This window comes from Flavihumibacter petaseus NBRC 106054 (assembly GCF_000974785.1).
Classification (GTDB): domain Bacteria; phylum Bacteroidota; class Bacteroidia; order Chitinophagales; family Chitinophagaceae; genus Flavihumibacter; species Flavihumibacter petaseus.
In genome coordinates, this window is sequence record NZ_BBWV01000001.1 from 835,699 (window position 1) to 848,851 (window position 13,153).

The following is a 13,153-nucleotide window of genomic DNA, read 5'->3' on the forward strand; positions in this document are numbered from 1 at the left end:
GTCGCGATGAATTTTGTATTTTAGTTGCCCCAATCATCAAATCCCCTCCAATGGCACTAAAAATCATCGACCACGGTTCTCCTGAATACAACCAGATGATCCGTTTGCGGGATGATATTTTGCGCCGTCCCCTTGGCCTGAGCTTCAGCCAGGATGAACTGGATAAAGAAAAGGAAGAGATTCTGATCGGTGCCTTTGAGGAAGAAAAGATGCTCGGATGTTGCATGTTAGTGCGGGAGGAGGGCGGAACTGCCCGGCTCCGGCAGATGGCTGTCAGCAATAACCTGCAGGGAAAAGGTATCGGCCGGGCGCTGATGATCTTCGCTGAAAACATTGCCCGCGACCGCGGATTCCGCCGTCTGACCATGCACGCCCGAAAAACGGCCGTCGGTTTTTATGAACGCCTCGGTTATGAGGTTACCAGTGAAGAGTTCCAGGAAGTGACAATTCCTCATTTCGTGATGGAAAAACGTTTACGTTAGGGCCTTTTCTTCGAGCATGACCTTTCCATGCATGCGTTGCAGAAAACCCAGAATCGTTTTCATATCCTTCATCTTTTCTACCACCAGCAGAAAATTTTTACCGGTCTGCTTCAGGCGGGCGTTGTTGGTATGGGTTTGCAGGTAACCGATGATGCGCTGGAACAGGTCTGACTCGAAATAGGGTGAATCATGCTTGTTGACGAAAAAACACTTCAATACTTCATCCCGCAGCAACAGTTTCTCAAATCCAAGATCAACTCCAAGGCGCCTTACACGGACGGTATCGAACAGGTCTTCAACAGGTGGTGGGATGGGGCCGAACCTGTCCTGCATCTCCTGGTAGAATGCCCGTAATTCCGTCTCGTTTTCTGCGTTGTCAAGCCGCTGATACAGGGTCAGCCTTTCTGTAATGCTTTCCACGTAATCGTCTGGTATCAGTATTTCAAGATCGGTATCGATTGTACAATCCTGTACATAGTCTTCCTGTTGAGCGATCTCTTCCTTGAACAGTTCCCGGAATGAACTTCTTTTCAGTTCCCTTATGGCTTCGTCAAGGATTTTCTGATACATTTCAAATCCGATTTCGGCCATAAAGCCGCTCTGCTCTCCCCCCAGCATATTTCCGGCGCCCCGGATATCCAGATCACGCATGGCAATCTGAAATCCGCTCCCCAATTCGCTGTGCTGTTCAAGAGTCTGCAGCCTCTTTTTGGAATCGGAGGGAAGTGTACTCATGGGCGGTGCCAGCAGGTAACAAAACGCTTTGCGGTTGCTCCTGCCCACTCGACCTCTTAACTGGTGCAGGTCACTGAGTCCGAAATGGTGTGCATTGTTCACGATGATGGTGTTGACATTGGGAATGTCTACGCCACTTTCAACAATATTGGTACACACAAGCACATCATATTTCTTGTCGATGAAATCCATGATCCGTTCTTCCAGCACATGGCCCTCCATTTGTCCGTGAGCATAGCCGATACTGAGATCCGGACAGTGACTCTGGATGATCGCTGACATTTCGGCCAGCCCGTTCACCCGGTTGTGAATAAAAAAGACCTGACCGCCCCGCTCCGTTTCAAAATAGATAGCATCGCGGATAAAATCCTCGTTGTACACCTGGACCTCCGTTTGAATTGGTTGCCGGTTGGGTGGCGGCGTGTTGATGATACTGAGATCACGCGCGCCCATCAGGCTGAACTGGAGTGTTCTCGGAATCGGTGTTGCTGTAAGGGTAAGGCAGTCGACGTTGGTGCGGAGTGTCTTGATTTTTTCTTTATGCGCCACACCGAATTTCTGTTCTTCATCGATGATCAGCAATCCGAGATCTTTAAACTTCACCTCTTTCCCCAGGATCGCGTGGGTGCCTACAAGGATATCTATCTTACCTTCTTCCAGTTTCTTATAGGTTTCTTTTTTCTCCTTGTTGGATTTGAAGCGATTCACATAATCTACCGTCACGGGAAAGTCCTTCAGTCTTTCGCGGAAGGTCTTGTAGTGCTGAAATGCCAGAATGGTTGTGGGTACCAGGATCGCTGCCTGCTTGCCATCAACTGCAGATTTAAATGCTGCACGGATCGCAATCTCCGTCTTACCAAATCCAACATCACCGCAAACGAGCCTGTCCATCGGCGAGGGCGCTTCCATATCCTTCTTCACATCGGCGGTTGCCTTGCTCTGGTCGGGTGTATCTTCATAAATAAACGAGGCTTCCAGTTCCGTCTGCAGGTAGGTGTCTGGCGTAAACCGGAATCCCTGCTGGGCTTTCCGTTGTGCATATAGCTGAATGAGGTCGAAAGCGATCTCCTTTACTTTCGTCTTGGTCTTCTCTTTTAATTTCGACCATGCATCGCTGCCCAGTTTGTTCACCTTTGGCACAGTCCCTTCCTTGCCCGTATACTTAGAAATCTTGTGGAGGGAGTTAATATTCACATACAGGATATCACTGTCTTTGTAAATAATGCGTACGGCCTCCTGCAACTTTCCGTTCACCTCAATTTTCTGCAAGCCGCTGTATACACCAACACCATGATCAATATGCGAAACAAAATCTCCCGGCTGCAATTCCCTGAGCGTGCGAAGCGTCAGGGCTTTATTTTTATTGTAGGCCTGCTTGACCTTGTATTTGTGGTAACGCTGGAAAACCTGGTGGTCAGTATAACAGACTGCCTTGATGTTTTCGTCGATAAATCCGCCATGTATGGCAACGGGGATCGGTGTGAAATGAATCGAAGCCTTAAGGTCTTCAAAAATACTATGGAGCCTTTCCAGCTGTTTTGGATTCTCAGCAAAAAAATACAACCCGAAACCTTTTTTCTCCCATTGCTGAAAGTCTTTGATCAACAATTCAAATTGCCGGTTAAAGGCCGGTTGTGGACGTGTATTGAAATCAATCTCAAAAGTTGCCCGGCCGGGAAAACTGCCGCGGCCCTCAAGTTCCACGATATGCCGGTCCTGCAATATCGTTTCTATGGTCGCAGCGGGGAGAAACTCATCACGTTGAACTGATTTGCGAAGGAGTTTGTCTTCATCCTCTTCCTCTTTGGATGGCTGGTCTGCATTGCGGTTAAGAAAGAGATCCAGCTCCTCCTCCTGCAGTTCCAGTCGCTCTTTAACGAATTCCCAGTCGTTCATCCACACTACCGTATTTTCCGGCAGGAAATCAAACAACGACACACTTGCTGCGGAAGGCATTTCCGCTTGCAGATTGGGAATAATGCTCACCTGCAGCAACTTCCTTTCACTCAATTGGGTTTCCGGATCAAATAGCCGGATGGAATCCACATCATTACCGAACAATTCGACCCGATAGGGCTTCTCGTTACCGAAGGAATAAATATCAACGATTCCTCCACGCACGGCAAACTGGCCTGGTTCGTACACGAAGTCTGTCCTGTTGAATCCCGCATCTGTCAGCTGACCGAACAGTTTTACTGTATCCAGTACATCATTCACTTTGATCTGAATGATATTACTGCTGAGCGTGTCAGGAGGCACGAGCTTTTCAAACAAGGCTTCGGGATAGGTTACCACGATCTTTTTATTTCCGCCTGCGCTGAGCCGCGTGAGCGTTTCAGTACGCAACATGACGTGGCTGCTGTTCAGCAACCGGTAGTTCTTTTTGTTGCGAAAGCTGGAAGGAAAATAAAACAGGTCGAGTGCACCGCTCAGGTTTTCAAGCGTGTTGTGAAAATAAGCCGCTTCTTCGGCGTCGTTCAACACAACAATGTGATTGACCTGGGCTGTAATGTCTTTTTTTAGCAGTGATGTCAGGATAAATTCCGGTGAGCTCCCGCTTAGATTTTTAAGCGCAAGGTGCTGCGGTAAAGACATAGTGATTCTGTCCGCCAGTTGAAAAAGGCGGCCATCATTGCTGTATAACTCCAGTAAATGATCCAAATTCATACACACATCCCTGTAGGGTACCAGGGACGGCAAAGATAGAAAAGTTTAGGAGTTTAGCTGTTTAGGAGTTTAGTTGTTGGCTATGGTGTATGATGCCGGCCTCGCTGGTCGTAGCTTCACCGAAGGCCAGTTTGGGTAAAGAGATCAGTAACCTTCTGGTGGGCTGCGGGTGGTGTAACGTCAAGAATGGCACTGATAAGGTCGGTGGATACCGGCCGGGAAAAGGGATAACGGTGCTTATGTAAGAAATTCCGCAATGCAAGGTTGAGTTTTGATTCACCGATAATGTCGCTGAGTGTTACCAGAACAACCGCTCCTTTGGAATAATAAATATGCGCATCACTGCCGGTCACACGATATAATGGACGCTCGGGTATAAATCCCCTTTCGGATTCGTAGATCTGCCGGTGCAGTTGAACACGTTCCAGCATCCTGCTCCTGCCATACATTTTCTTGTACAGCATCATCTCTGTATACATTGCCAGTGATTCCGTCAGCATCTGGGCGCCCTCCCGGTCGTCGGGGGAAATCTGGTTGTTGCCCCACCAGAGGTGTGACAGTTCATGACCTGCCAGTTCATTGATCACATCCTGCTGGCGGTCAGCATGAATGTTGGCGTGGAAGATCATATTCTCCGTCATATAAATTGTTCCGGGATAAGCAGTCCCCGCAAATCCACGGGTAAACGACGACACTTCAGCAAAGGTGACAGTCCGGAACGGATAGGCACCAAACTGTTCCTGGCAATAGTCGAGTGTACTGGCAGCATTGTTCAGCAAATGATCAACATTCGTTTCATGTAAAGGATGGTAGTAAATGCTGATGGCTGTTCCATTATGCTGCAGCGTCTTTTTGCCGTACCTGCCAGATGAAAGCGCAAAACGAAACGGTATGGGCTGACCGGTGCGGTACCGGTAATAACTCCTCCCCTCCAGTTGTTTTTGTTCTACCAGTTCTCCAACTGCCACAGCGACCTGGTCCCGATCCGTGATGATTTCCATATCCAGCAACAAGCCTTCAGGCAATATCGCAGTAGTATCGGACAACTTCTTCAGGGGGGTCGGGCCACCCAGCCCCATTTGACGGCGTTGTGCGGAATCTTCCAGTTCACGGTCCGCCTGATATCCGATTGAAGGAAAATAACGGCTGATGCGTAGAAATGTTCCATTCTCCACAATAGCATTGAAAGACTGATGTCCATTGGCCGGCGACCATCGGCTGGATAACTCAAACTGCAGGTGCGCGCTGTCTCCCGGTCGCAGCGGGTGTTTTAAGGCAAGGACAGCTGCGTCATTGCTGACAACAGTTCTTTCGTCGTCTTTTACAAAAGTCACGTTACTCCGCACCCCTTCATTTACGGAATTGATCAACAGGGATGTTACGGGAAACTGTGAAGTATTTTTCAGGGTATAGGTTCCGGACGCCTTATAGCAATTCTCAGCCGGAAACAATGTTACCCTTGTCCGGACGCTGGTAATAGCCGGCATTGCCACGCCGGCATATTGGCGGAATGATTTTTCATAGCTAACTGCTTCCCGGACCTCCCGGTTGCGGTCAGCCGGAACATATTCATGCATTGCTAACCGGCCAAAAAAATATCCGGCTACCGCCAATCCTCCAATGCTGAGCAACATTATTACCAGGTTGCATCTCTGCCGTACCCAGATGGCAATTATCGTTATGATAGCAATCACGCTTGCACCAACCGCCAGCCGTTGAAGGCCGTATGCCAGGTATGGTCCATAACCCGAAAAGTCACTGTAAGGCCCGTTAAACGTAGCCATTACACCAAGCAGGGGCACCGGCAATAATTTACGCTGCAAAGGGCTCACCAGCATTGCTACCAGAATGAATGAGAATGCCAATGCCACATACCTGCCCGGAGAAACCGCATTGACGAGAAGTAGAATCGCCAACAACAACAACAACGGGAAAGCGACAAAAATGCCCACTCCTGTATAAGCCCTCCAGTCGAATATCGTATAGCTGAATCCAGCCTGGAAGAAAATGCCCAAAACAATATTCGCCACGCAAAGAAAAAATATCAGTAATGCGCCGCTGACAAAGTGCCCGGCAATACGACAGTGGGCCATCGGGAATGTATCGCCCACCTGGTTGAACCTCGTAGCGTCAGATTTCCAGAAAACGTCGTTGATAAAATAAACCAACAGCAATGCTGCGGGAAAATGAAAATTTCTGATGATCGAACGTGCCATCAAACCTGAACTTGCGAATTGCTGCGGGATCCGGATGCCTTTTTCAATATCAGCATACATTTCCATTCCGGTCATAAATAGTGTCAGCAGCAAGGCTGCAGGAAGCGCTATGCTTTTTACCAGCGCAATCAGGTCCATCCGCGCGACAGACATTATTGCGTTCGAGGTCGTCCTATAATTAAAAGAAATTGTCAACCTTGCCGGTTGTTCAAAAACTGCCGCCTGGGGAACTGCCGTTACAGAATTGCTTCCCGGATCCGGGATGTTATGGCGGCGATTCCCGGAGGGCTTCCGCCTGATGGCGCCTTGCGCCCACCACAACATGGCACATGAGACGATGAACACTCCGGTTCGGTTGTACGCGAACAAACCTGAAAATGGAATCAACCTGGTATTGCGCTGCTGTACAGAAAAGTCCTTTGCAATCCAGAAATAGGCGGAAAGGCCAAAGGGATCAATCATCGCAGCAACCTGTTGCGCTGCAGTGGTCTGTGGAAGACTTTGTGCCATGAAAGGCGAATTGGAATACAACAACCCGATCATGTACAGTACATACAGCAGCAGTCCCCCTATCGACACCAGCAATTTATTTCCCGTTCTCCAACCAATTACACTCAGCACAGCGCAAACGAAAAAACTATTGATCAAACCAAAAACCAGTATTGGCCAGGCATAATAAAGCAGGTTGAATACATTTTCAGCACCACCGGATCGCTGTGACTGCCCAATGGCAAATCCAACGGTGAGTAGCAGAAATCCTGTAAACGTGATCAGCAATAAAGCCAAAAAGCGACCAGACACATAACCAGTTGCTTTGAGTGGCATGGTAAACAGCAGTTGGTCAAAGCGGCTGTCCCATTCCCTGAACAGCAACTGTACTGCAAACAGTGTTGCAATAAATATGATTATCAGGCTTAGCAGGCCGATCATAAATCCGATGATGTAGGGACCGTTTAACAGCACCCCTTCACCGATGGACAGGTTAAAATTGCTTCCGGTAAAAAGGCCACCCAGCAACAGCAGCAGCATTGTACCATAGAACAGGGGTGAACGCCGGTAACCTGCCAGATCAAAGGAAAGTACAGAGAACATAGTCACGAATTAAGTGCATGAAAATATACGTGTTCAAGAGTCGGCGCGTCAGGAACGAAACCAGGAGGTTGTACTTCCGCGTAAACAGTAACAAAAGGCCGCTTGCCGATCAGCTGGCGGCTGATCAGGCGATGTGGAAAATCGGGTTCCGGGCCGCTGGTTACTGCTGATTTCTTCGACCATATTTTTCCATCAAGTGCACTGATCATCATCGCCGGCTTACCTTCAGCCACTACCCTGCCCTGGTGAATAACGGCCATGTTATCACAGAGGTTACGTACATCTTCTACCAGGTGGGTAGACAGGACGACGATCAGTTCTTCACTGAGCGCACTGAGCATACTGTTGAAGCGATGGCGTTCCTCAGGGTCGAGTCCTGCAGTCGGCTCGTCCAGCAATATTACCTGCGGATTACCAATGAGTGCCTGCGCAACACCGAATCGCTGTTTCATTCCTCCGGAAAATCGATGCACGGCGCTATTCCGGTATTCCGACAGGTTCATTTGCTCGAGCAGATACGTCACCTGTTTCCGGCGTGCGGTAGCATCGCCGACACCTTTAAGAATAGCAATATGCTGCAAAAGGTCCCAGGCAGTAACACCCGGATAAACACCGAAATCCTGTGGCAGATAACCCAATTGTTTCCTGAGATAAAACTGGTCATTTGAAAGGTCGATCCCGTTCAGGAAGATTTTTCCTTTATCCGGTTGTTGAAGGCCGACAATTGTTTTCAAAAGTGTTGACTTTCCGGCACCGTTAGGGCCAAGTAAACCAAACATCCCTTTGCTGAACTGAAGGGAAATATCATTCAGCGCCTTAACACCGTTGCGCCAGGTTACAGACACTGTATCAATGCTCAGTGAGTTCATGAGATTATTTTTTAGTGCAGACAAAAGATTAGCCCCGGGTGCTTAGGCACACCCGTCAGATGCTATTATTTGACAAAGGGGTATTTAAGCTTTTCTGTATTCGAGTATATCTCCCGGCTGGCATTCCAGTATTTCACAGATTGCCTCCAGGGTTTCAAAACGAACTCCTTTTGCTTTTCCAGTTTTTAATACCGAGAGATTTGCCGGAGTAATGCCCAGCCTTTCTGCCAGTTCCTTGCTCTGCATTTTTCTTTTCGCCAGCATTACATCAACGTTTACAATAATGGGCATAATCAGATAAATAAGTCTTGTTCATTTTGCAAATACAAGCCCTGCCGGAATATCACTGCCAGGAAATACACAAAAATTCCGAGGAAGCCATGAACCAGCACCAAAACCCAGATAGCGTTTTCAAGCGGCACAAAAAATCCAGCCAGTAATACAGCCGGAAAAGGGATGAAAATATCAAAAACGTAGAATCGCTTTAATTGAACTATGTTCTGCGTTGTAAACAACCTGGATTGAAAGAAAACACGAAATACATTGGAGGACAACCAGAAAAATATCCCATACAGCAACAGGGGTAAGATAAAGGAAAAGATGATATACGGGAGGTTGTTGTCAACGTTCAGAAATGGTCTTGACGTGAAAGGATAATTGATATGCAGGAATTTGTTATCACCATAAGGCTGCACAAACCACCCGGTGACAATACACAGCAATGCATAAGCTACCGAAAACAAATATCCGACAGAGAGGAACCGGCTGAAATAGAACAGACACCGGGAAATGATTTTGGCCTGTTGCATAGGCTGCAATATTAAATTAATACTGCAATGATAATAATTAATTATCGTTTTACAATAATTATTCAATTTTTTTACCAACGATACTGCAAAGTGAGGCCGTATCGTCTGGGTGCCGCCAGGTTAACCGCCCCAAAATCATAGGCATAGCCGATATAGCGGGTATCCGTGAGATTCTTTACCCATCCAGAAACAGTAATCTGCTTCAGCATGATTCCGGCCCGAATGTTAAGTACGTGATACGGCGTTTGTTCCAGCGTGTTGGCAAGGTCAAAATACTGCATACCTAGGTACTTCCACTCAGCCCTTGCAATTCCTTCCAGCTTTAAAGAAGGGATGAGTATGCTGCGGTATTGTACAGTGATCAGCGATGTCAGGTCGGGTGTAAAGATCTGCCTGCTGCCTTTAAGATCCGTTTCGTTGCCATTCGCTGCAATCTTAAGCTCGTCATAGGCAGCATCGGTTATTCCGGCAGCCCATGAAACCTCCAGATCACGCAACGGTTTGGCGATCAATTCTGCCTCAAGTCCTTTGCTGGTCATTTTACCTGTATTCCGGGTGATGGTCACCGCATCAGGTAATATGAGTGTTGGCACCTGAACGTCGTTTACGATCGAATAAAAGGCAGCCATATTCAACTGCCAGTTGTTGCGCTTGTTTCGCCATTTCCAGCCCAGTTCCCAGTTATGGCTGTGTTCGGGATCAAATCCGAACAGTGGCGGCTGGGAAGGATCGGATGCAAGTGGTGTCAGGCCACCGGTCCGGAAACCCTTGCTGTAACTCAAAAAAAGCAGTTGCTGTGCTGCCGGTTGATAGTTGATGCTCAGTTTAGGACTGAACGACGAGAAATTTCGGGAAGCTGCAGTATCCGGCCGGTATGCGAACTGAGGCTGCGATTCGGAATCATCCTGGTATTCCCCCAGCACAGACAATTCTCTTTTTTCGAGATCATATCTCAGGCCGCCGGTAATGGACCATTTCGGCGAAACAGTATACGTGGCCTGTCCATAGCCAGCCAGGCCCCGGTTCTTTCCTATTGATGTATTGATCAGGCTGAAATTAGGGTGGTCAGCACCTACGAGTTCTGCATCATTACCGAAATGGGTTGCCTGTTTCACGGGATTGTCCTGTATGAATAAATATACGCCAGCAGTCCACTGCAACGGGTTCTTATTGCCTGCGGGTGATGACAACCGCAATTCTTCCGTCCATACCTGAACACGGTTCCAGTCCCGTCCGTAATTATTGATTATAGTAATGCCATCGATAGGTGAAAAATCTGCATCGATGGGATCGTCATAATATTTGTAATTGTTCTGATAGGCAGTTTGCGACAACAGCTGGAATTTATTGCGGGAATAGCGAATGGACGCAACCGCATTCATCGTATTGTCGATCAGTTCGGTTTTAGCGTTCTGATTAAGATGATAGGGAGAAGCGAAGGCGTCTTCCTTTCCCATTACAAGCGGGAAAGGACCATTGTTCCTGTTTTGCTGTTGTTTTACATTAAGGGATATTGCCCAGTCAGCACCAGGATAATAGTCAAGAGAATAACTGCCGCTAAAAGCGTGCTGTCTGTCGTACCGGGACTGATCGAAGTCATTGGTATAGTAACCGTTTGATTTTTCGTACAGTGCCGCTGCACCAATAAAAAGCTTTCCCGGGATCAGTGGTGTACGGAATCCGGCGCTGTATCGTTGCTGTCCATAATTTCCAATGCTCACTTCCGCAAATCCGGAAGGCTTTCCCGTAGGTTTACGCGTAACGATATTAACAACCCCTCCCATAGCGTTCCGGCCATACAGCGTTCCCTGGGGGCCTCTCAGTACTTCTATCCGCTCGATGTCAAGCAGCTGGGCAATATAGGTATCCAGGCCGAACTGGTTGACGCCGTCGATATAGGTGGCAACAGCAGGATCATAGGAACTTGAAGTGATTCCACGGATAGAAATGACGTTCCGCTTATCCCCCGGATCAGCAGAAAAAAAGTTGGGCACCACAGCCGTGAGGTCTTTTGCATTCCAGAGCTGAAGGTCATTTACCTGTTTTCCAGTTAGTGCAGTTACACTTACCGGCAGCTTTTGCAATTGGGTTTCCCTTTTCTCAGCAGTAACCACAACTTCATCGAGTTGGGTCCTGCTTTCTTCGAGTTGCCATACGACAGGATCGCCTTTATGCCAGGTTACAACTTTATTCGCGAATCCGGTAGCGCTTAATTCAAGCTGAAGTCTATCTGCAGGCGCAACAAAACTGAAATGACCGGCGCTGTCACTGATTGCAAACAGGCGGGATTCGATGATATGGATAGTAGCTCCCCTGACAGGTCTGCCCTGGCGGTCTTTTATTGTTCCGGAAATATCAGATGACGTTTGAGCTATACCGGTAGAATAGAAAAATGCTGAGAGCAACAATAGTGAAAAACGCTTCATGACTTCAATTTATAACGCGCCCATAACCAATTAAGAGAAATAGCGAATAACAGTAGCAGGAGTCCGCCAAACTCCCTGGTCTCTTCTATCCACGGTCGTGTAGCTTTCATTGATTGAACAATACTTTCTGCATGGTGATCCCGCCACCAGCTGAGCACACCTGAACGGTCAAAAAAAAGGTATAGGGCATAGCCACCGTACACAGCCCATCCGATATAATACATAGCAGGCTGGAATTTTCCTTTCAGCGCCTGGTAACAGAGCCATGCACCGAAAAGGTAGATAGGCACCCACAGATAAGGATCTGGGTCGTTGTACTGCAGTGCCGCCGAAGCCAGGAAGAGAATGATAAAAAAGAGGTTCAGGATACGCATGGCAATGTGTAAAAATAGGACAATTATTCTTCTTACCTTACCACAAATTACCGTCATGCTGCAACCCTGGCAAACCGGCAAGATCATCCGAATAGCCGATGAAACAGATGCTACCAGGAGGTTCTGGATCCAACTCACAGAAACCGACAATTTTGATTTTAAACCGGGACAGTTCGTAACACTTGATCTTCCCATTCATGAGCAGCGCAACAAACGCTGGAGAAGTTATTCAATTGCTTCCTGGCCTGATGGCACCAATGTAATTGAGCTGGTGATCGTGTTGCTTGAAGGCGGATTGGGAACGCAATATCTGTTCCATGAAGTGACCGTAGGTTCTGAAGTATTGCTTCGCGGACCACAGGGTGTATTTGTGTTGCCGGAGACAATTGAAACCGATCTTTATTTCGTGTGTACCGGTACCGGCATAGCGCCTTTCCGGGCTATGACGCATCATATTCTGAATCTGGATATTCCGCACAAGGAAATCTTTCTGATCTTTGGCTGCAGGAAATTCAGCGATGCGTTGTATGGCGCTGAAATGCGCGAACTGACGGAGAAAGTCACTTCGTTCAGGTACATACCGACCTTCTCCCGGGAGTCACCGGGAGAACATCTGTACAGAACTGGATATGTACATGCAGTTTATGAGGATCTGATCCGGGAGAAACAGACAACTGTTCCCGGTGGACAGTATGCGGCAAACTTTTTTCTTTGCGGGTGGAAGAACATGATCGACGAAGCCAAACAACGCATTCTTTCACTTGGCTATGAGAAAAAAAGCATTCACCTCGAGTTATATGGATAGTAGTCCCTGAGCCATTGCCCGGCCTGAGGCGCCTGCCGTATCACTTTTTGAAAGACTGATTACGGGCACTTTGCCACCCTGGTTACTTTGCTCCGAATGGGATTTATGCAGGCGTAAGATTTCTGCATGGTTATTCACCATTTCGGTTTCAAGCTCAAGAATTCTTCTTTTGGATTTAGCCATTTGTCTGGACCTTACAAATAGTCCGAGCAAGGATCCGGTTGCAAATGCTGCTATCAGCCATATGGCAATCGCCAATGTGATGTTTGCGGACATCATAGAAATTGGTTTGAGTCATTTGTGGATATTCACAGGATTCAGATACTGTGATAAAACGGCTCATCCAACTAAATATTGCCCTGAATAAGGGGAAATTGGGTATTACTGGGCTCTTTTGTTTTTACCGGCATCAGTGGGCTGGTTGGCCTCTTTCTCTTTGAATTGAACGACTGGAGTACCGTTCTGATTCTCGTTTGCGGCGCGGAGCTCGGAAAGTTTTTTATGCAATTGGAGGATTTCTGCGTGATTTTCAAGCTTTTCCCTTTCCAGCTGCAGTAACTGGTTCTTAAGGTACCTCGCCTGCAGGAACCGGAATACCAGTCCCGCCAGGAAAGAACACAGAGCCCACAAAACAAGCAATCCTAAATGGATGGTTATATGCATGTTATATATTAAATG

General features: G+C 47.6%; 11 protein-coding genes. 2 read left to right on the forward strand and 9 right to left on the reverse strand.

The window, feature by feature from the left end; all coding sequences use genetic code 11:
* Positions 1-50: 50 nt before the first annotated feature.
* Positions 51-482: a GNAT family N-acetyltransferase gene (locus FPE01S_RS03525; protein WP_046367494.1), complete on the forward strand. Its 432-nt coding sequence runs from the start codon at positions 51-53 to the stop codon at positions 480-482.
* On the opposite strand, the gene mfd is transcribed toward FPE01S_RS03525, so the two are convergent.
* The 7 genes from mfd to FPE01S_RS03560 all read right to left on the reverse strand — a co-directional run bounded on the left by mfd (position 474) and on the right by FPE01S_RS03560 (position 11,670).
* Positions 474-3,884, reverse strand: coding sequence for a transcription-repair coupling factor (mfd, locus tag FPE01S_RS03530; protein ID WP_046367495.1), 3,411 nt, complete (start codon positions 3,882-3,884; stop codon positions 474-476). The two genes, FPE01S_RS03525 and mfd, sit on opposite strands and share 9 nt — an antisense overlap.
* Positions 3,885-4,000: 116 nt before the next feature.
* Positions 4,001-7,192 (reverse strand): ABC transporter permease/M1 family aminopeptidase, encoded by a 3,192-nt coding sequence (locus tag FPE01S_RS03535; protein ID WP_046367496.1) that lies wholly within the window; start codon positions 7,190-7,192, stop codon positions 4,001-4,003.
* Positions 7,193-7,194: 2 nt separating this feature from the next.
* The gene (locus FPE01S_RS03540; RefSeq protein ID WP_046367497.1) at positions 7,195-8,061 is read right to left on the reverse strand and encodes an ABC transporter ATP-binding protein; all 867 of its coding nucleotides are present in this window, start codon (positions 8,059-8,061) and stop codon (positions 7,195-7,197) included.
* A gap of 84 nt (positions 8,062-8,145) precedes the next feature.
* Positions 8,146-8,352 carry a helix-turn-helix domain-containing protein gene (locus FPE01S_RS03545; protein WP_046367498.1) on the reverse strand — a complete coding sequence of 69 codons (207 nt, stop codon included), beginning with the start codon at positions 8,350-8,352 and terminating at the stop codon, positions 8,146-8,148.
* Positions 8,353-8,354: 2 nt separating this feature from the next.
* A complete protein-coding gene (locus FPE01S_RS03550) occupies positions 8,355-8,870 on the reverse strand; it encodes a hypothetical protein (protein WP_046367499.1) in 516 nt (171 codons plus the stop codon).
* A gap of 71 nt (positions 8,871-8,941) precedes the next feature.
* Positions 8,942-11,296 (reverse strand): TonB-dependent receptor, encoded by a 2,355-nt coding sequence (locus FPE01S_RS03555; RefSeq protein ID WP_046367500.1) that lies wholly within the window; start codon positions 11,294-11,296, stop codon positions 8,942-8,944.
* On the reverse strand, positions 11,293-11,670 hold the full coding sequence (locus FPE01S_RS03560; RefSeq protein ID WP_046367501.1) for a transmembrane 220 family protein: 378 nt from the start codon (positions 11,668-11,670) through the stop codon (positions 11,293-11,295). The genes FPE01S_RS03555 and FPE01S_RS03560 overlap by 4 nt, the downstream gene beginning before the upstream one ends.
* A 55-nt stretch (positions 11,671-11,725) precedes the next feature.
* Between FPE01S_RS03560 and FPE01S_RS03565 the strand changes: the two genes are divergently transcribed.
* Positions 11,726-12,475, forward strand: coding sequence for a ferredoxin--NADP reductase (locus FPE01S_RS03565; protein WP_046367502.1), 750 nt, complete (start codon positions 11,726-11,728; stop codon positions 12,473-12,475).
* Here FPE01S_RS03565 and FPE01S_RS03570 read toward each other — a convergent pair.
* Positions 12,464-12,754 (reverse strand): hypothetical protein, encoded by a 291-nt coding sequence (locus tag FPE01S_RS03570; RefSeq protein ID WP_157473880.1) that lies wholly within the window; start codon positions 12,752-12,754, stop codon positions 12,464-12,466. The genes FPE01S_RS03565 and FPE01S_RS03570 overlap by 12 nt on opposite strands.
* A 102-nt stretch (positions 12,755-12,856) precedes the next feature.
* Positions 12,857-13,138, reverse strand: coding sequence for a hypothetical protein (locus tag FPE01S_RS03575; protein WP_157473881.1), 282 nt, complete (start codon positions 13,136-13,138; stop codon positions 12,857-12,859).
* Positions 13,139-13,153: the final 15 nt, after the last annotated feature.